This window comes from Cyclobacterium lianum, assembly GCF_900143075.1.
In the GTDB taxonomy this organism is placed as follows: Bacteria; Bacteroidota; Bacteroidia; order Cytophagales; family Cyclobacteriaceae; genus Cyclobacterium; species Cyclobacterium lianum.
In genome coordinates this window covers 64775-84062 of the sequence record NZ_FRCY01000008.1, presented here as the reverse complement: position 1 = coordinate 84062, position 19288 = coordinate 64775, and the positions used below count along the sequence as shown (strand labels likewise).

Below are 19288 nucleotides of genomic sequence, written 5' to 3'. Positions count from 1 at the left end.
TTATTGCATTTGCGCAATTAACTAAAAAACAGACCCATTAGACCAAAACCACATGAAATGCAGCTCCGGCCAATGGATCTGTAAACAGCAATAAGATAAAAAAATTAACAGCTTACCTTCTTACCGACTCCTTTTTAGGGGAGAGGTCTGTTATCGTGCTTTTCCAGGCGGTCAATGCCAGGGAATCCGGTATGTGGATATCGTCAAAAGTGATCAATTCTCCTTGTTCAATATTTCTCTTCAGCTCCGCATTACTGAGCAAGCCTATCGGCACATGGTTCATGCTATCTTCAATTCTCAATGCTTCTCCCCTTACTTCCATCCCACCAATACCCTTATCAATGACCGAGCCCTGTGAAAGGTCTTTTTTGGCTATCGCTCCTACACTTACAGTGGGCACTTTTCCATTGTCCAATAATATCTCGCCATGATTTACCAGGTTCAAAATGCTGTTCGGGATCTCAAAAAAGCAGAGATGCATGGGCTTATATAACAAGTAGAATGGTCCATCCCCCATTTTGTAGGTTTTCAGTTCGGCAGCAAGATCCTCCTGATGGGTAGCTGCGATAAACACACCGGGAGGCGATTCCCTGGAAATGATATAATCGCTGATAACCTTGTTTTCTCCTTTGGCAATTTCTGCCAGCGCAAAGGCCCCCTTTTCAAAATCAGAAGTTTCGTAGCCAACCAAACCTTGCTGGACAATATCGAGCCCCAACCCGTTAGCGATCAAGGCCTGCTCTATCTGCAACTTGGTGCCGTCAGTAAAGGATGTCACCGAACTCAGACTATAACCCTGTTTCTGGGCCCAGAACAACATGTCTTCCAGTGAAGGGTTCTTGTTCAGAAACCCCTTGATATTTCCATAGACCAGCGGATCAAATCCCATCTGGACAATTTCCTTATTCAGGGCAGCCAGACAGCCCGGCTGATCTCCATTGGCCTCGGTAATCACCCCTCTACGGGACAACCAGGACCCGGTAACTACCTGCGTGTCTGCATCCATCGTGACCACCGGCAGACCATATTCGAATGCCTTGTCAATCACTTTGGTAGAATAAATCGCATCACCAGTACTTACCACAATTAAATCCGAAGAGTCAAACAACTTTTCGGGTTCGGTAGTCAGATAATCCTGACTTACGCCAAGATCTTCAATGCTACCTTTTCTTCGGGTCAGAATGTGGGAAATGACCATGTCAGGCCGTCTGGCTATCAATTTTGCCAGCCCTCTGCCGATACCACCGGTACCTACTATACCGATCCTTAGTTTTTTGCCGTTTGTTGATTTCATATTAAAAATGTTGAGCTGTTTTGTTAAGACGATGTAAAGATAGATAAAAAAATCTAAAAACCATTTTATTGTATTTAAAATACATAAAAAATATTTTAAAATAGCATTTTCCTGTACCCAACAGAATAGGCTATAATCCCCTTCCTCCGGTATTTTTCCGTTTGATTAGTCAATTTTATTTTACAATATTTCTACAAATGGAATTTTTTAATATTTTCTTCGGAAGAGAATTATTTTAAAAAAAATAAATAATCCCGTTCAGGCTGATGGGATAATGGAATCCTGCTGGCAAAAGGCTGTGATGAAGGCTTAAAAAAAGTTAATTCAACCATAATTCCTGATAATTTTTTTAATTTCGCTTTTCAAAAATAATCCGATCTCATGCCAAAATATGCCAGGTTGAACAACATGATGGGTTGGACCGCCTTTTTAATTGCGTTCGTTACCTATTTACTTACCATTGAAGAAACTGCCAGCTTCTGGGATCCCGGAGAATTTATTGCCGTAGCCTACAAACTACAGGTACCTCACCCTCCGGGGGCACCGCTTTTTTTGTTGATCTACCGCATGTTTAGCTTTTTCTCTTTTGGGGATCCCCTTTCCATAGCCTATTGGATGAATGCCGGGAGTGCCCTGTTTTCAGCTTTTACCATTTTGTTCCTGTTCTGGACCATAACCCTGCTTGGCCGGAAATTGCTCTCCCTGGGTGATGCTGAACCGACGAAAGCACAAACCTTTGAATTGATGGGAGCCGGGCTTATCGGTGCACTCGCCTACACCTTTTCGGATAGTTTCTGGTTTTCTGCTGTGGAAGCAGAAGTCTATGCCATGTCGTCTTTTTTTACAGCCATCGTCATTTGGGCTTTTCTCAAATGGGACGTCATCAAAGATCCGCGGGCAGAAAATCAATACATGATTTTCATTGCTTACCTCGTTGGCCTTTCTATTGGGGTTCACCTGTTAAACCTGGTCACCCTGCCAGCTCTGGCATTGGTGGTCTATTTTAAAAAGTACAAAAACCACAATATTAAAGGAGGGCTTATCGCTTTTCTCCTGGGTGGCGTAGCATTGGTCATCATTAATAATATCATCATCCCCGGCCTGCCGAGCATTGCCGGCACTATGGAAATATTTTTTGTCAACAGCCTCGGCCTTCCTTTCGGTGCAGGCATCGTGTGTTTTTCGGCCATTTTTCTGGGTGGCCTGATCTATGCGCTGATTTACTCCCAAAAGCAAAGGAAAGTGGTTCTGAATACCGTGCTGGTCTGTCTCACTTTCATTCTCATCGGCTATGGGTCCTATGCACTCATCGTCATCCGGGCCAATGCCGAACCTGTGATCAACGAAAATGACCCAAAAGATATCATCAGCTTCGTCAGTTACCTTAAAAGAGAGCAATATGGATACCGCCCCCTCATGCACGGGCAATATTTTACGGCAGAAGTAGTAGATCAGGTTGAAGGTGCTCCAATATACGCAAAGGGAGAGGAAAAATATGAAATCGTGGACTACCAACTGGAAAATGTCTACGATCCTGAAAAAACGACCATACTGCCCAGAGTTTATTCTACGCAGCCAAGACACCAACAGATCTACCAATCCAAACTGGGCCTTAGGGACGGTGAAGACCCGACCTTCTTTGACAATATCTATTTCATGCTTGACCACCAGCTTGGTCACATGTACTGGCGGTATTTTATGTGGAATTTCAGTGGACGTGAAAGTGATTTCAGCGATGCGCCCTTTTTAAGTCTATGGACTACTTTCAGTACCGACTTTCCCGAATACATTAAAAACAACAAAGGGCACAACAATTACCTGATGTTGCCGCTGATTCTGGGGCTGATAGGCATCTTTTTTCAGGCGAAACACGACCCCAAATCTTTCTGGCTCACGCTGATGCTCTTTTTGATGATGGGAGTCGTTCTGGTGTTGTATCTGAATTCTCCTCCGGTAGAACCTCGTGAACGGGATTATATTTACGTAGGTTCTTTTTATGCTTTTGCTATTTGGATAGGCTTTAGTGTAATGGCCATCAGCAGGCAGTTGGGCCGGATGAAGAAGGGGATGGTGCTGACAGGGCTATTCGCTACCTTGATTGCATTGCCCGTACCCCTGCTCATGGCCGGCGAAAACTGGAATGACCATGACCGCTCAAACCGCTATTTCTCGGTCGATGCTGCAAGGAATTTTCTAGCCTCCTGCGCACCCAATGCCATTTTATTTACAGGAGGAGACAATGATACCTTTCCTTTGTGGTATGTTCAGGAAGTGGAAGGCTTCAGGACGGATGTACGGGTTATCGTACTGAGTTATTTTGATACCGACTGGTATGTCAAGCAGATGACCCGGCCGGTCAATGAATCGGCAGCCCTGGATTTTAGCCTGCAATACGATAACTTCAAGAAAGGTACCAATGACGTATTATATGTTACAGACAGGCTGAATAGCCTTTCTCTTCCCGACTATCTTACATTACTCAAAAGTGACAGTGAGCTTCTCAAACTATCTTCCAGCCGGTCTGGTAGTATCAATACCGTACCTTCCAGAACCCTCACCATGTCCATAGATCAGGAAAAAATTGAAAATCTGAATATCGTGCCGGAACAGTTTCGGGACCTGAGGATACCTGACATCAATATCAGATTAAAAGGAAACTATGTCACCAAAGGTAACCTGATGCTGCTCGACCTGATCGCCACCAACAATTGGGAACGGCCCATTTATTTCAACAATACTTCATTGGCCACAATAGGATTTGACATCAGTGACCATGTGGTAATGGAAGGCCTCACCTACCGGCTACTCCCTATTCAAAAACCCGATAACCAGGAGGAATTGATCAATACAGATCTTGCCTATACCAATGTCACGGAAAACTTTGCGTTCAGAGGCATGAATGATCCGGACAATTATTTTGACGATGAGTTCAGAAGGTTTACTTCCAATCACCGTAGCGTATTGAACAGTCTTACCATTGCACTTATAGACGAAGGAGATTTGCAAAGAGCTGAAGACATCATGCGGCTGAGTCTGGAAAAGTTTCCTCACGGGGCCATACCCTATGATCTGGCAAGTGGACAGGCAGTGCCGCTACTTTTCGAACTTGGCATGGACGATGAGGCCATGCATATCGTTGATGAAATGTCTGTACGATCTGTAGAAATGCTGGAATTTTATGAGGAAACCGGGCGTGCCATGGATAGGGAAGCATCCATTTCGATGGAAATGCTGCGCTATTTCATTCCTTTGTTAAGAGAGCAGGGGTTTGAGGACAAAGCCGATCAATTGCAAGGCGAATTTGAAAGACTCTTTGGTAGTATGGGCCAAAGGCTGCAGCGACGATAAACCGCCAGGCCGGCGGAAAAAGTAAACCGGCTTATCTTTATAAGATAAATTCGGATCATTCCGCTGCTGTTAGCGGTGTCTGACATAGCATTCAAAGCCACCGGGGATTGTAATCATAATTCCAGTAACCTCAGGTTTTTTTGTGCAATACATAAAATAGATCCAGTGCCTGCTGCGGATCCTCCAGTAAAGGGTAGTCTTTGTGCTGAATATCTTCCACTTCTTTTCCCTGTGTGCGGTGCAGCTTGTTGCGATTGACGCGGTTTAAAATTTCATAGGGGATTTTCAGCAGGCCGGCGGGAAGGCGGAATTGCAAATTGAGGAAATCCCATTTTGTGATTTTTTCTACAGACATTTTATTTGCCTCATGGTAACGCCACACTTTATCATTTCCACCTATACCTTTGGTTTCTACTTTGTCAAAAACCCTGCTGCAGCGTTCACGAAGCTGTTCGGGTGTATACTCCCGGATGTGCCAGGGATTTCTGGAAAGCGAAAAGCGGATATTGGGTGTGGATATGAGGGCGAATCCTCCCGGTTTCAAAACCCTGTAAATTTCCCGTAAATACAACAAGTCATCCTGTATATGCTCAATCACCTGAAAGCTGACCACCACATCATAAGCATTGTCTTTCAGTCCAGGCATGGGTGGCAAAACGACCTGATCAAAAACATATTCAGGATGCTTTTGTCTGAGTCTTTCCAGTATATCCCCTATTTTGTCTATACCATGATAGTGATCGATCTGGGGACCAAGCACCTCTACTCCCCGACCTTCACCACATCCGATCTCGAGTAAATCACCGAAAACATACTCTTTTGCGACAATGTAGGCCTTCAGTAGGCGTTGATGAATAGGGTTATCGCTGATCAACTTATCGGAAGTAATTTCCGTTGTATAGGTAGCCATTCAAAATTTTATTATTTTCAACAAAATTAAGGTTAATTTTTAAAACCAACTATGGAAAAAATAAAGTCGTTGCACATGAAAAAAATATTGGGTTGCCTGGCCGTGTTTTGCTTTTTGTCGCTTTCGGTTCATGCACAGAATAATCTTCAAAGTCTCAATCAAAACCTGAGATATTCCAGGTACTCCAGGATATCCCTGAAAGTGATACCGATCAAAACCGGCGAACGGACCTTTACCCTTCAAATGGTGGCCGAAAAGATCGAAGAGGACCCCGACTTTGACAACTACCTTTTTAGCTACACTATCGTAAGCAGTTTCCAGCAGAATATCGAAGACGAGCAACTGATCGCGCTGGACCGTGACCTGCTGAAGGCGGATACAGACAGACATTTCTATTTTGAAGAAACCGTAGACATCCCGGTAGACCAGGAGGAAGCCTATGTAGTCTTCAGGGCGCTGGATACCCGCCAGCAGGACGAATATGTTTTCCATGCAGACCTGATCAGCCCATTTGTCAGCGGGCAACCGGGTTTCGGAGCCTATTATGGCAATGATATACCCTTTGATCAGAATTTTTTAAATGTCGACGAGTCTCTGTTATTTAAAAGTAACCGCGGGGTCAATCTGCATCATTATTATTATCCCGGCGAATTTCCCCTGCCGCTGCCACCCATGGAGACCAAAACACCCGAGGTACCCAGGGAAACGGAAATTGTCGATGAAGGAAGTTTTCTCGTCAATGTGCCTGTACCCTTCAAGAAAGCTGGATATTATTTTATCCAGGCAGACACCAGTTCGTCGGTAGGGATGATGATCAAAACTGCCAGCCAAACCTTTCCCAGGGTGGCCACCTGGGAAGAAATGATCCAGATGGTGACCTATATTTCTACCAGAAAGGAGCACGAAACATTGCTCGCAGCAGAAAACAAAAAATTAGCTTTGGATGAATACTGGATCAGAATGACGCGTGACGAGGAAATAGCAAAAAGCCTGATCAAAGAATATTTCAGACAGGTAGAGTTTGCCAATATCCTATTTACTGATTTCAAGGAAGGCTGGGCTACAGACCGCGGCATGGTCTATATCGTGATGGGTCCTCCTCAGGAAGTGTACTTTGATAAGGACAAGGAAACCTGGGTCTACCTTTCCCAGGACTCGAATTCAAAAATTACTTTTACCTTTGCCCGAATAAAAAATATTCTAACCCCTAATTATTACACATTGAACCGGTCCAGGGCCTATCAACCCATCTGGTTCAAAAACATTACCGCATGGAGAAACGGAAGGATGGTTTTCTGATCGACAGAGACGAGCACCAAAAAGACTACCTATTTGGGATCAGGCCTATTATGGAGGCGCTAAACGCCGACCAGCAAATCGACAAGATTCTGGTCAACAAGGAATTAAAAGGTGAATTGTTAAGGGAATTGCTTGGGATGGCGCGGGAGAAAAAAATCCCGGTTACCAAAGTTCCGGAGAGCAAACTGAACCGGATCACGCGAAAAAACCACCAGGGGGTGGTCGCTTACATTTCGGCGATTGCCTATGCTTCTCTGGACAATGTGGTGGACGCTTGCTATTCCAGGGGTGTAGCCCCGCTCATTCTGATGCTGGACCGGGTGACGGACGTGCGTAATTTTGGAGCTATTGCACGAACGGCCGAAGTAGCCGGCGTACATGCCATCGTCATTCCCGAAAAAAGCAGTGCCCAAATCAATTCTGATGCAGTAAAGACCTCTGCAGGTGCCTTAAACTTCCTGCCTGTCAGCCGGGAAAAGAATCTGTACTATGCATTAAAAGACCTGAAAAAATCCGGTCTTAATGTGGTAGGTGTAACGGAAAAAACCCACCGTGACATGTATACGGCGGATTTTTCCCTACCCACTGTGCTGCTGGTCGGATCGGAAGAGGATGGTATATCCGAGGAGCTGATGGAACTGTGTGACGAATTTGTCAAAATTCCTGTGCTGGGGCAGATAGAAAGCCTGAACGTGTCGGTAGCTACCGGCATCGTCATCTATGAAGCCATCCGGCAGAGAAACAAACCTGCCTGAAAGACCGACAATAATACCTATGGGATTAGAAACGCTGATGCTGATTTTTATGGTGGTAGCCCTGGCAGGATTGGCCCTGGCAGGCTACCGTGGGTTCCGCGACAGGGCAGTACTTCAGGAAAAGCTGCGGGAATTGATCCTGGAACGGGATGGCCTTCAGGAGAGCAGACTGCTCCTGCGTCAGGATCTGGACCGTCAACTGCGGCAAAACGAGGCCCATATCGGTACTATCAAAACTTTAGAGCAGGACAAGTATCGCCTCGCTGTAGAAAAAACAAGGTTGGAATCACAATTGGAGCACCTGAATGAAAAGTTAAATTTCCAGGAAAAAGAACTCGAAAAGATGGGAGTAAGATTCCGGCAGGAGTTTGAGTTGCTGGCCAATAAGATTCTGGAGGAAAAGTCCCTGAAATTTACCCGGCAAAACCAGGAAAATATGTCCAGAGTACTAGATCCCTTAGAAAAAGATCTGGCGGCGTTTAGAAAGCAGGTCCAGGAAACGTATTCTCTGGAGGCCCGGGAGCGGTTTTCACTGGAAAAAAAGGTAAAAGAACTGGCCAATCTCAACCAACAGATCAGCGAGGAAGCCAGAAACCTAACCAATGCCCTGAAAGGAAATGCCAAATTCCGCGGCAACTGGGGAGAAGCTATCCTGGAAACCATACTGCAGCATTCCGGATTGGAGCGAGGCCGGCATTACAGCATACAGGAATTTTTGAAGGACGATTCAGGCCAACCCCTTCTCGGGCAGGACGGAAAAAAAATGCAGCCCGATGTGATCATCCATTATCCGGACGACAAAAAGGTGATCATTGATGCCAAGGTATCGCTGATGGCCTATGAGAAGTACAGCAGCAGTACCGATACGGAAATCCGAAAAAATGCGCTAAATACACACCTGAAAGCCATCAAAACCCATATTGACCAGCTATCGGCCAAGCAGTATGAGGCCTATGCCAAAGCCCTGGACTTTGTAATCATGTTTGTACCGTTGGAGGCAGCCTATATCGCTGCGCTTCAGGAAGATGGGAACATTTGGGAATATGCCTACAAAAAACGAGTTTTGCTGATCAGCAGTAGCAACCTTATCGCTGCCCTGAAAATGATCAAAGATCTCTGGATTCGCGATGACCAGTCCAGAAACGCAGCAGAGATTGCGGATAGAGGCGGACGCATGTACGATAAATTTGCTTCCTTCCTGGGAAATCTTGAAGATATCGGCAGGCACATGGAAAAATCCCGGGAAAGCTACCAGACTGCCATCAAACAGCTCAAAACGGGACGGGGAAATCTGCTTTCCCAGGCCGAAAAACTCAGAGCTCTGGGCATAAATGCACGCCAGAAAATTTCTGATTCGGGAAAAAATTAAAAAGGAACATCCCCCTGCTTGTCTTTCTCGACTACTTCGGCGTGCCTGGAAATCAAATAGTTTCTGCCGGTAGCTACTTCCCTGCACAATACCCGGGATCTCCTGGTCTCCAGCTTTTCAAAAACCCTGGATCTCAGGTCGAAATGAGCTCCGGGCTTCAGGTCTCCCAGCAGTACAGCAGGATCAGCACCTGCTGGAATGTCATACTTTTTGAGTTCTTTCATCAAAAAATAATCCGCCCCAGTGCTTGCCTTGGGATTGTTTATGTACAAGCGAAGCGGAACCAACACATCCATGGGAAAAACCTGATTGTGCAATAGCGGAGCCATTAAAAAGCGAAAGGTGCGCTTCCATTCTGCTCCATGGGGCTTAATCCCTTTTCCGCTGTATTGGCTGAAAACCCGGTGGTGGGCTACTTCATGTACGAAGGTGATCAGAAACTGATAGGGGTTTAAATCGTGGTTGATGGTGATCTTCTGAATTTCATGCCCTCTTCTGTACCGGAAATCTCCCAATTTGGAGATCCTGGAGCGGGTGATCTCAAACTGAAAGGGTTCCTCTTCCCACAGAGAATAGCAATAGGGAATGGCCTTTTCCGGCACCCTTGCATCCAATAGTTTACTCCATTCCGTACGGTTCATGCGCTGATCCTTGAACTGCCAAAAATAGCTTATTTAATGGACCGGTAAAAAATTCGGAGATATTATTATGGGCCATTTCAGGCAATCCGGGCCAAACACTCAAAAGAAGGACCCGAATAAAGCTGGGACCAATTAAACGGGAAAAAAATTACGCCGTCAATAGGGCCGTTTAAAGCAATTAAAAAAATTATTTAAACAAATCTTTGCATAGCTGACATTATTTTATAAAATTATTCTGCAATATCAAAAACTGCCCAAACGTGAAGGGCAATAAAACCCAAGATACCATGAAACCTACCGATACCCGCAACCCGGAGTATTACCACAAGGTGGTAGATTGTCAATACGCCTGTCCCGCACATACTCCTGTACCGGAGTATATCCGCAAAATTGCAGCAGAAAAATACACCGAAGCTTACATGATCAACTGGGAGTCAAATGTTTTTCCAGGGGTTCTGGGCAGAACCTGTGACCGACCTTGTGAGCCAGCATGCCGCAGAGGCCGCGTAGAGGAAGAACCGGTGGCCATCTGCCGGTTAAAACGAGTGGCCGCGGATAATAAAGGAGACGTGCAATCTCTGATGCCACAGGCCCCATTCCCTTCCAATGGTAAAAAAATTGCGCTTATAGGGGGAGGCCCTGCCTCTCTGTCTGTAGCCCGGGACCTGGCGCCACTGGGCTATGAAATCCACCTTTTTGACGAGCAGATCGCAGGGGGCGGCATGATGCGCAGTCAGATCCCCGCATTTCGACTCCCGGAAGAAGTGCTCAATGAGGAAGTAGGCTACATTCTAGACCTGGGCATCCATACGCAATTTATGACCTATGTAGAAAGCCTTAAAGATGTGCTGGAAAAAGATTATGATGCGGTCTTTGTAGGCACCGGTGCTCCCCGAGGCCGGGATTTGCCAAAATTGCCCGGAAGAAAGGAAGGAGATGCGCACATTCATATCGGAATAGAATGGCTGGCAGGAGTAGCCTTCGAACACATCGACAAAATCGGCAAAAAGGTCATTGTACTGGGAGGAGGTAACACTGCTATGGATTGTTGCCGAACTTCCAGGAGACTGGGCGGAGAAAGCGTCAAGGTGGTGGTCAGGAGCCCGTTTAAAGACATGAAGGCTTCCCCCTGGGAAAAAGAGGACGCCATGCACGAGGATATTGAAATCTTTGACAACCATGTCCCTTTGAGTTTTGAAGTGGAAAACGGAAAACTCACCGGTATGAAATTTCAACGGGTTAAAGCTGTTTATGATGATGCCGGCAAAAGAAAATTGCTTCCTACGGGAGAGCCTGACGTATTCATTGAGGCAGATGAGGTCTTGATCGCTATTGGTCAGGAAAACAGCTTCCCGTGGATCGAAAGGGATTTGGGATTGAAATTTGATGAATGGGATATGCCTGAGGTGGATAAAGTAACCTTTCAATCCACCCATCCCAAGGTATTTTTTGGAGGTGATGCGGCATTCGGACCGGAAAATGTCATTACTGCTGTCGCCCATGGACACCAGGCAGCAGTATCCATCCACCTGTTTTGTCAGGGAAAAGATATCAGACTGCGGCCCGCACCCTATACCAAGCTTTTCAGCACAAAAATGGGAATTCACGAATGGAGCTATGACAGCCCTGTGACGATTGATCAGCGCTATGTAGTCCCGCAGGCAGAAAAATCCATAACCCTGCTAGACAGGAGAAGAGAGGTGGAACTGGGATTTGACCCCCCTACAGGATATAAAGAGGCCCAGCGCTGCCTCAACTGTGATGTGCAAACCGATTTCGCCGCAGACCGTTGTATCGAATGTGATGCCTGCATGGACATTTGCCCTACCTCATGCATCACGTTTACCACCAATGAGGAGGATGAAGTTAAATTGCGGAAAAAGTTACTGGTTCCGGCTACGAACACATCTCAGGATATCCTGGTTTCGGAAAATCTGAAAACCGGCAGGGTAATGGTCAAAGACGAAGATGTCTGTCTGCACTGCGGACTTTGCGCTGAGCGATGCCCTACATCAGCCTGGGACATGCAGCAATTTTTCTACAGCGTAACCAAAGCAGAAAACCTATGAGTCCGCAACAAGCCATTTCCCGCCCAAAAGCCCGGATAAACAATTTCGTCGCCCGTTTTGCCAATGTGAATGGTACCGGGTCGGCCAGTGCCAATTTTCTTTTTGCCAAAGCAATTTTCAGGATGGGCATACCGGTGACGCCCAAAAATATCTTCCCATCAAATATCCAGGGACTGCCGACCTGGTATGAAGTGCGGGTCAGCGAAAAAGGCTACCTCGGCCGCAGGGAAGGCATAGACCTGCTTGTGGCTGTAAATGCCCAGAGCATGAAACAGGACATCGAAAGTGTACGGGAAGGTGGTTACCTGGTTTACGACAGTACCAAAAAACTGGCGCCGGACCTAATTCGGGAAAACATCCATTATCTCGGCATCCCCATGATGGAACTGGCCAATGAAAATTTCAGTAATCCCAGGCAACGCCAATTGTTTAAAAACATCATTTACGTAGGAGCCCTCTCCGTACTCCTGCAAATTGAGTTTGCAGTGCTGGAAAGCCTGCTCAAAGAACAATTTGCGGGCAAGGAAAAATTGATTGCCCCCAATATAACTGCACTCAAACTGGGCATGGAATACGTCAGGGAGCATTTTGACTACCCGCTTGATTTCTACCTGGAACGCCGGGACCTTGTCAGGGATAAAATCCTGGTGGATGGAAATACAGCCTGTGGCCTGGGTGCCGTATATGGTGGGGCTACGGTGATGGCCTGGTATCCGATCACACCCTCTACCTCGGTAGCCGAGGCTTATGAAAAGTTTGCTGCAAATTATCGGGTCGATCCCGAAACCGGCAAGCACAATTATGCGGTGGTACAGGCAGAGGATGAACTGGCCGCCATGGGAATGGTCATCGGCGCCAACTGGAATGGCGCCCGTGCGCTTACTGCCACCAGCGGTCCCGGGGTCTCGTTGATGAATGAATTTATAGGGCTGGCCTATTTCGCCGAAGTTCCTGCGGTGCTGATAGATGTTCAACGTGCCGGCCCCAGTACCGGCATGCCTACGCGCACCCAGCAGTCGGACATTACCCTGGCCGCATATGCTTCTCACGGGGACACCCGGCATCCCTTGCTTTTTCCGGCATCGCCAGACGAATGTTTCCGCCTCACTGCCGAGGCCTTTGACCTGGCCGACCGGCTGCAAACACCAGTTATACTGATGACAGACCTGGACCTGGGCATGAATGACCACATGAGCGAACCGTTCCGTTGGGAAGATGACCGAAAGTATGACCGGGGCAAGGTGCTCACCAGGGAAGATCTGGACGCCATGGGCCGGTACGGCAGATACCTGGACAACGAAGGGGATGGGATCCCCTACCGCACTTATCCGGGAACTCACCCTTCAAAAGGCGCCTTCACCACCAGAGGTACCTCCCGGGACGAGTATGCGGTCTATACAGAGGACAGCGCGGCCTACAAACGCAACATGGACAGGCTGGAAGTCAAATGGGAAACGGCCAAAAAGATCGTTCCACCTCCACAATTGTATCAGACAGTGAACCAAAGTGAGATAGGAATGCTGTTTTTTGGAACCTCTACCTACTCCTCAGAGGAGGCAAAAGACCTACTGGAAGAAAAAGAAATCCGATTGGATGCGATTCGCATTAAATCTTTTCCCTTCAGCGCTGAAACCGAAAACTTTATCCGAAGCCACAAATTGGTATTCATCATCGAACAAAACCGTGACGGGCAGCTTCGCAGCCTGATCATAAATGAGATGCAAATGAATCCAGAGAAACTGGTCTCTGTGCTGAACTACGACGGCATGCCCATTACTGCAGATCAGATTGTATTACAGATTTCCGATTATTTGAAGCAAAAAAACACGGTGCCCCATGACGTATCTGAAACCCTTATTTAGACATCCGAAACTACCCAAGAACAAACTGGGGTATACCCTTAAAGAATATGAGGGTACCATTTCTACCCTGTGCGCAGGATGCGGCCATGACAGCATCAGCGCCACCATCGTGCAGGCCTGTTTCGAATTGTCGATAGAGCCCCACCTGGTGGCTAAAATATCAGGCATCGGCTGCTCGTCTAAAACCCCGGCCTACTTTCTTGGAAATTCGCATGGTTTCAATTCCGTGCATGGACGCATGCCCTCGGTAGCCACCGGTGCAAATCTGGCCAATAAAAACATGGTCTATTTTGGTGTTTCAGGTGATGGAGACACGGCCTCCATAGGTATGGGTCAGTTTGTCCACGCCATCCGTAGAAACCTGAACATGGTTTATATTGTCATGAACAATGGCTGCTATGGTCTCACCAAGGGGCAGGACTCGGCCACAGCAGACGTGGGATCGGCCAGCAAATCGGGACACATCAATCCCTTTCAACCGGTAGATCTGGCCAGCCTGGCCGTAGAGTTGGGTGCTACCTTTGTCGCACAGAGTTTCAGTGGAGACAAACAGCAACTGGTGCCCCTGATCAAAGCAGCCATACAGCACAAGGGGCTGGCATTTATCAATGTCATGTCTCCTTGTGTGACTTTTAACAACAACCCCGGCTCTACCAAATCCTATGATTACGTACGGGAACACATGCAGGCTACAGGCACCTTCGATTTTGTACCGGAAAGGAAGGCTATACAGGCTCAATATGAAGCAGGCACGGATACATCTGTGGCGCTACACGACGGTACCCTCATGAGGTTGCACAAACTTGCACCGGAATGGAATCCGGAGGACAGGCTCTCGGCTGTTAACGCCATGCAGCAGGCAAGGGCCAGAAATGAGATTCTCACTGGTCTGCTATACATCAATACCGAATTTGGAGACCTGCATGATATTCTCGACACATCAGATACAGCCTTCAATACGTTAGATGAAGCCACATTAAGTCCGGGAAAGAAAGCACTGGAAGCCATCAATGCCAGCCTGCGATAGGTAGAACCAGCTCTGAACAAGATGGAACACGCTGATAATACCCGCAAGGTACGATCCTTCCGGACATAACCTCATAAGAAATTGATAATCAGGGTAAAAATCTCATATCACTGCTATTGACATTCTGTATTTACCTGATTTTCAACCCAAACCCAACTGGTCTGAGGACTTTCTGATTCAAACAAACCCTTGGAGTTGGAAGAAAGAAGAAGCCTAAACTGCTTTGGGCAGATTCTGTTACATTTCTTTTTTGGATGCCACAGACCTCATTCAGGAAGTCCGTACATCATGCAATTTAATAGTACAGTTTGCGGACAGTTGGTAGAAACCTAAATAAACGCTACCTTTATCCGACCGATAGCCCATCGGTGGTACAAATACCGGCAACATTTTCCGCCGAAACCTGTTAAAACGTTTACCCTTTTACCGGTACCAATCTTATCAAAAGCCGGTAGTCGTATGTATTTTTATTGAAAAGGGCTGAACATAGCTTATCACATTTAGAACAATGGCAGTGATTCACTGCCAATCAGTTAGGTCAAACCATGTTTTGGTTTTAAAGATGTAGCGGATATGAAAGAAACAATGGTAATGGCGTCCCCCCTGGGAAATATCCGGCTTATTGCCGAAGACGATTTCCTGTTGTCTTGTCGTTTCACGGAGGATCAGCCTTCGTCTGGTGCCGGGAGTCCTTTCTTTTTGGATATCATGGCCCAGTTGGACGCGTATTTCAAAGGCGATTTAAAAATTTTTGATATTCCCGTAGGCATTGGTGGAACTGAGTTTCAGAAATCGGTGTGGATGCAGGTAAACAAAGTACCTTTCGGCGATACCGTTTCCTACCAGCATATTGCCAGGAAGCTTTCCAAAGCTACTGCTGTACGGGCAGTGGGGGCGGCTATTGGCACCAACCCTCTGCTGGTAATTATCCCCTGTCACCGCATCATTGCCAGTACCGGGGAGCTTACCGGATATGCCGGAGGACTGTGGCGAAAACTCAAATTGCTACAGCTCGAATCAAGAGGAAAACCGGGCAACCAATTTGACCTTGGTTTTTAAATTCTAGTCTCCAAAGACTTTATTTTACTTCCAGACTTGTTTATTTTTGGCTATGGAAAAGGTAAATATTTTACCCTATAGTGAGGGGCTCGCTCCTTACTTTCTCTCCATCAACCGGGAATGGATTGAAAGATTCTTTGCCATGGAGCCCTTTGACTTCGCCCAGTTGCAACACCCGGTAGAAACACTGATCAATCCTGGCGGACAAGTGCTTTTTGCCGAGTGGAAAGGAGAGATTGTGGGTACCGTAGGAATGAAAAATATGGGCGGGCAACAATTTGAGCTGATCAAAATGGGGGTATTGTCCAAAGCTCAGGGACAGGGCATCGGATGGCTGCTGGGACAGGCTGCGCTTGACTGGGCGAGAGGGCAGGGTGCAGGGAAAGTACTGCTCTACAGCAATTCCGTCCTTGCTCCTGCCATTGCCTTGTACCGGAGATTAGGATTCAGGGAAATCCCCATGGAACCCGGCACCTACCAGCGTTGTGACATAAAGATGGAATTTTTGTTTGACTGAATTTCTCTCAATTTTTGTTTGCACTGATGCCAATATATACCTACTTTTGCCTCTCCAAACTGCGCACGTGGTGAAACTGGTAGACACGCCATCTTGAGGGGGTGGTGCCTTCGGGTGTGGAAGTTCGAATCTTCTCGTGCGCACATTAACCTTTCCTTTTTTCTGGAAAGGTTTTTTTTTGATCTACTTTTTCACAATTTTACCTGTATGCCATTTAATCTTAACTTTTATCCTTTATGTCAGAAGCAGCCGTTTACACGTTAAAGAATGAATCAGTAGAAGCCAGCATTTCCAGCCTGGGGGCTGAATGTATTTCCCTTAAATACCGGGGGCTTGAGTATCTCTGGCAGGCTGACCCTGCAGTATGGGGCAGGCATGCGCCTGTACTTTTCCCCATCGTAGGAAGACTTAAAAACGATAGTTACCAGCATGCCGGCCAGACTTATTCGTTGAATCAACATGGTTTTGCCCGTGACTGTAGCTTCCAATTGCTGGAACATTCTGAACAACATCTGTCATTGGTTTTGAACGCTGACAGGGAAAGCCTGAAACGATTTCCTTTTGATTTTGAACTGATCGTCCGATACACGCTTTCCGACAGCCGGCTGCAGGTGGATTACAGGGTAAATAATCCCTCAGCCGGACAGGAGCTATTTTTCAGCATAGGTGCTCATCCTGGCTTTAGATGTCCACTACTTCCCGACCGGGAGCGATTTGAAGATTATGAGTTGGACTTCGGAAAGCAAAGCTTGTCCTCCCTCCCCATTTACGCCTTGGAAAACGGCCTGATTGGCCGGAAGCGAAAGAAGCTTGACCTAAAGCAGGGAAAGCTTCCGATGGGATATGATTTATTCCGTCATGACGCCCTGATTTTTGATGTGCAATCGTTTACAGGCCTTCGTATCCGCAGCAAAAAAACCGGAAAAGGGTATGCCATGCAATTTCCCGATTTTCGATGGCTTGGCCTCTGGACTAAAGAGGATAATGCAGGGTTTGTTTGCATAGAACCCTGGAATGGCATAGCTGATACAACGGATCACGATGGAGAACTTAAAAGCAAATTGGGAATCATTAGGCTTTCTCCCGGTAGCTTTCATGCAGCAACATATCAGGTCGAACTCCTGGGTTAAACCGCCAAATTGCAGGCGGCAGTTGAAATCCTTTTTCCAAACCTGCTAAAAACCACTTTGTTTTCTTAATTTTGCGGCATGTTATCCATCAATAATCTCTCTTATTACCTCGGGGGGCGGCCCCTGTATGAAAATGCATCCCTACACATCAAGCCCAAAGACAAAATTGGTCTGGTGGGCATCAATGGGTCAGGAAAATCCACCTTACTGAAAATTATTTACGGTGACATACAGCCCAGTGCCGGGGAAATCCAGAAGGCGAAAGACTGTACCATAGGCTTTCTGAATCAGGACTTGCTTTCTTATCAGTCGGAAGACAGCATTTTGGATGTGGCATTGGAAGCGTTTAAAGACACCCTTGCCCTGCAGGAGGAGATTGACGCTGTGCTCAAACAAATGGAGACCGACTATTCAGACCAGGTCATCGAAAAGCTGGCTCACCTTCAGGAGAGATTTGAGGCCCATGAAGGCTATACCATCAAGGCCAAAGCGGAGGAAGTACTGGAAGGAATTGGATTTCAGACAGCAGACCTGAGCCGGCCGTTAAAAACTTTTTCGGGAGGGTGGAGAATGCGCGTCATGCTGGCCAAGCTGCTGCTGGAAAAACCGTCGCTCCTCATGCTGGACGAACCCACCAACCACCTGGATTTGCCCTCGATACAGTGGGTAGAAAACTACCTCAAATCCTATGAAGGAGCGGTGGTAGTGGTGTCTCACGACCAGACATTTTTAAACAATTGCAGTGAGACTACCGTGGAGGTTTCCCAGGGAAACCTGACCAGCTATGCCGGAAACTATGCGTTTTACAAAAAAGAGAAAGTAGCCCGCGAAGAAATCCAGCAAAATGCCTATGAGAATCAACAACAGATGATCAAACAAACGGAACGATTTATTGAGCGCTTCCGGGCCAAGGCTACCAAGTCCAATCAGGTGCAGTCGCGGGTAAAAGCGCTGGACCGGATGGAAAGGGTCTCAGAGGTAGTAAGGGATGAGGTTTCCGTCAACTTCAAATTTAAATTTACCCAAAAATCCGGCCGGGACGTAGTGGTGTTGGACGGAGTATCTAAATCCTTCGGAGACCTGCACATCCTGGGCAATGCCCATGCCCGCATCGAAAGGGGGGACAAAATTGCCCTCATCGGGGCCAATGGTAAAGGGAAATCTACTTTATTGAGGATCATCGATGGTTCCGAACCCATACAGGGTGAGCGGGAAGAAGGCTACAATGTGATCAAGTCCTTTTTTGCCCAGCACCAGCTTGAAGCGCTGAATATCAACAACGAAATCCTCCAGGAAATGGCACAGGCTGGAAGTAAAAAAACAGAGACCGAACTCCGGAATGTACTGGGCTGCTTTCTTTTTACCAATGAAGACGTTTTCAAGAAAATAAAAGTCCTTTCGGGAGGTGAAAAGTCCAGGGTGGCACTGGCCAAAACACTGATCTCTGAAGCCAATTTCCTGTTACTGGATGAACCTACCAACCATCTTGACATTCAATCGGTCAATATCCTTACCCAAGCTCTTCAGCAATATGAAGGTACTTTCGTCACGGTTTCTCACGACCGTCTTTTCATACAGGGAGTGGCCAACAAGATCTGGTACATTGAAGATCAGCAGATCAAGGAATACCCGGGCACCTATGATGAGTACGTGTACTGGCGCTCCAGACAAACTCCTAAACCGGAAAAGCCAACAGAAACACCTGCAAAAAAAGAAACGCAGCCACCTGCAGGAAAAACGATCAGCAATAATGGCAAAGATCCTGCAATAAAGTCAGCCTTGCGGGAAAAGGAGAAAGCCCTGGAAAAACTTGAAGAGGAGATTACAAGACTGGAAAATAAAAAGCTGGACCTGGAAAATCAATTGGCGAGCCCGGACGTTTATGAAAACGAAGCCCATATGCAAGAGCTCAATGCCTCCTATGCCCGGCTGCGCCGGGAGGAGGAAAAACTCAGTAAAGAATGGGAAACCCTGGCTGAACAGATCGAAAGCCTTCAGGGATCATAAA

The 19288-nt window shown here is 46.9% G+C and carries 14 protein-coding genes and 1 tRNA gene; 12 read left to right on the top strand and 3 right to left on the bottom strand.

What is annotated here, in order from left to right; translation table 11 throughout:
* Positions 1 to 112 precede the first annotated feature (112 nt).
* Entirely contained in the window at positions 113 to 1294 is a 1182-nt protein-coding gene (locus tag BUB19_RS14070; protein ID WP_073095208.1) for an NAD(P)-dependent oxidoreductase, read from the bottom strand.
* Positions 1295 to 1675: 381 nt separating this feature from the next.
* On the opposite strand from BUB19_RS14070, the gene BUB19_RS14065 reads away from it, so the two are divergent.
* Positions 1676 to 4642: a glycosyltransferase family 117 protein gene (locus BUB19_RS14065; RefSeq protein WP_073095207.1), complete on the top strand. Its 2967-nt coding sequence runs from the start codon at positions 1676 to 1678 to the stop codon at positions 4640 to 4642.
* Positions 4643 to 4772: 130 nt separating this feature from the next.
* Here the strand turns inward: BUB19_RS14065 and BUB19_RS14060 are convergent, their stop codons facing one another.
* Positions 4773 to 5552, bottom strand: coding sequence for a class I SAM-dependent methyltransferase (locus BUB19_RS14060; protein ID WP_073095206.1), 780 nt, complete (start codon positions 5550 to 5552; stop codon positions 4773 to 4775).
* Positions 5553 to 5627: 75 nt separating this feature from the next.
* On the opposite strand from BUB19_RS14060, the gene BUB19_RS14055 reads away from it, so the two are divergent.
* From BUB19_RS14055 to rmuC, 3 genes are read left to right on the top strand one after another with little or no spacing between them, the layout of a single operon-like run.
* Entirely contained in the window at positions 5628 to 6851 is a 1224-nt protein-coding gene (locus BUB19_RS14055) for a GWxTD domain-containing protein (RefSeq protein WP_245802855.1), read from the top strand.
* The gene (gene rlmB / locus BUB19_RS14050; RefSeq protein ID WP_073095204.1) at positions 6824 to 7606 is read left to right on the top strand and encodes a 23S rRNA (guanosine(2251)-2'-O)-methyltransferase RlmB; all 783 of its coding nucleotides are present in this window, start codon (positions 6824 to 6826) and stop codon (positions 7604 to 7606) included. Before BUB19_RS14055 ends, rlmB begins: the two co-directional genes overlap by 28 nt.
* A gap of 19 nt (positions 7607 to 7625) precedes the next feature.
* The gene (gene rmuC / locus BUB19_RS14045) at positions 7626 to 8975 is read left to right on the top strand and encodes a DNA recombination protein RmuC (RefSeq protein ID WP_073095203.1); all 1350 of its coding nucleotides are present in this window, start codon (positions 7626 to 7628) and stop codon (positions 8973 to 8975) included.
* Here the strand turns inward: rmuC and BUB19_RS14040 are convergent.
* Positions 8972 to 9616 carry a SprT family zinc-dependent metalloprotease gene (locus BUB19_RS14040; RefSeq protein WP_073095202.1) on the bottom strand — a complete coding sequence of 215 codons (645 nt, stop codon included), beginning with the start codon at positions 9614 to 9616 and terminating at the stop codon, positions 8972 to 8974. The two genes, rmuC and BUB19_RS14040, sit on opposite strands and share 4 nt — an antisense overlap.
* 287 nt (positions 9617 to 9903) lie before the next feature.
* Here BUB19_RS14040 and BUB19_RS14035 point away from each other — a divergent pair, with 287 nt between their 5' ends.
* From BUB19_RS14035 to abc-f, 8 genes are all read left to right on the top strand, one after another.
* Positions 9904 to 11685, top strand: a complete 1782-nt coding sequence (locus tag BUB19_RS14035; protein WP_073095309.1) for an FAD-dependent oxidoreductase — start codon at positions 9904 to 9906, stop codon at positions 11683 to 11685.
* On the top strand, positions 11682 to 13547 hold the full coding sequence (locus BUB19_RS14030) for a 2-oxoacid:acceptor oxidoreductase subunit alpha (protein ID WP_073095201.1): 1866 nt from the start codon (positions 11682 to 11684) through the stop codon (positions 13545 to 13547). Before BUB19_RS14035 ends, BUB19_RS14030 begins: the two co-directional genes overlap by 4 nt.
* Positions 13522 to 14574, top strand: coding sequence for a 2-oxoacid:ferredoxin oxidoreductase subunit beta (locus tag BUB19_RS14025; protein WP_073095200.1), 1053 nt, complete (start codon positions 13522 to 13524; stop codon positions 14572 to 14574). The genes BUB19_RS14030 and BUB19_RS14025 overlap by 26 nt, the downstream gene beginning before the upstream one ends.
* Before the next feature lie 573 nt (positions 14575 to 15147).
* Positions 15148 to 15633, top strand: coding sequence for a methylated-DNA--[protein]-cysteine S-methyltransferase (locus BUB19_RS14020; RefSeq protein WP_073095199.1), 486 nt, complete (start codon positions 15148 to 15150; stop codon positions 15631 to 15633).
* A 52-nt stretch (positions 15634 to 15685) separates the two neighbouring features.
* Positions 15686 to 16150 carry a GNAT family N-acetyltransferase gene (locus BUB19_RS14015; RefSeq protein ID WP_073095198.1) on the top strand — a complete coding sequence of 155 codons (465 nt, stop codon included), beginning with the start codon at positions 15686 to 15688 and terminating at the stop codon, positions 16148 to 16150.
* A gap of 61 nt (positions 16151 to 16211) precedes the next feature.
* Positions 16212 to 16293, top strand: a tRNA-Leu gene (locus BUB19_RS14010).
* Positions 16294 to 16386: 93 nt separating this feature from the next.
* Positions 16387 to 17280, top strand: coding sequence for an aldose 1-epimerase family protein (locus BUB19_RS14005; RefSeq protein WP_073095197.1), 894 nt, complete (start codon positions 16387 to 16389; stop codon positions 17278 to 17280).
* Positions 17281 to 17358: 78 nt separating this feature from the next.
* Positions 17359 to 19287: a ribosomal protection-like ABC-F family protein gene (abc-f, locus tag BUB19_RS14000; protein WP_073095196.1), complete on the top strand. Its 1929-nt coding sequence runs from the start codon at positions 17359 to 17361 to the stop codon at positions 19285 to 19287.
* The last annotated feature ends 1 nt before the right edge of the window (position 19288 follow it).

What these genes read in the sequence shown, in the direction of transcription:
- BUB19_RS14070 (WP_073095208.1), bottom strand. Translation starts at nt 1,294, where the DNA reads ATGAAATCAACAAACGGCAAAAAACTAAGGATCGGTATAGTAGGTACC.
- BUB19_RS14065 (WP_073095207.1), top strand. Translation starts at nt 1,676, where the DNA reads ATGCCAAAATATGCCAGGTTGAACAACATGATGGGTTGGACCGCCTTT.
- BUB19_RS14060 (WP_073095206.1), bottom strand. Translation starts at nt 5,552, where the DNA reads ATGGCTACCTATACAACGGAAATTACTTCCGATAAGTTGATCAGCGAT.
- BUB19_RS14055 (WP_245802855.1), top strand. Translation starts at nt 5,628, where the DNA reads ATGAAAAAAATATTGGGTTGCCTGGCCGTGTTTTGCTTTTTGTCGCTT.
- rlmB (WP_073095204.1), top strand. Translation starts at nt 6,824, where the DNA reads ATGGAGAAACGGAAGGATGGTTTTCTGATCGACAGAGACGAGCACCAA.
- rmuC (WP_073095203.1), top strand. Translation starts at nt 7,626, where the DNA reads ATGGGATTAGAAACGCTGATGCTGATTTTTATGGTGGTAGCCCTGGCA.
- BUB19_RS14040 (WP_073095202.1), bottom strand. Translation starts at nt 9,616, where the DNA reads ATGAACCGTACGGAATGGAGTAAACTATTGGATGCAAGGGTGCCGGAA.
- BUB19_RS14035 (WP_073095309.1), top strand. Translation starts at nt 9,904, where the DNA reads ATGAAACCTACCGATACCCGCAACCCGGAGTATTACCACAAGGTGGTA.
- BUB19_RS14030 (WP_073095201.1), top strand. Translation starts at nt 11,682, where the DNA reads ATGAGTCCGCAACAAGCCATTTCCCGCCCAAAAGCCCGGATAAACAAT.
- BUB19_RS14025 (WP_073095200.1), top strand. Translation starts at nt 13,522, where the DNA reads ATGACGTATCTGAAACCCTTATTTAGACATCCGAAACTACCCAAGAAC.
- BUB19_RS14020 (WP_073095199.1), top strand. Translation starts at nt 15,148, where the DNA reads ATGAAAGAAACAATGGTAATGGCGTCCCCCCTGGGAAATATCCGGCTT.
- BUB19_RS14015 (WP_073095198.1), top strand. Translation starts at nt 15,686, where the DNA reads ATGGAAAAGGTAAATATTTTACCCTATAGTGAGGGGCTCGCTCCTTAC.
- BUB19_RS14005 (WP_073095197.1), top strand. Translation starts at nt 16,387, where the DNA reads ATGTCAGAAGCAGCCGTTTACACGTTAAAGAATGAATCAGTAGAAGCC.
- abc-f (WP_073095196.1), top strand. Translation starts at nt 17,359, where the DNA reads ATGTTATCCATCAATAATCTCTCTTATTACCTCGGGGGGCGGCCCCTG.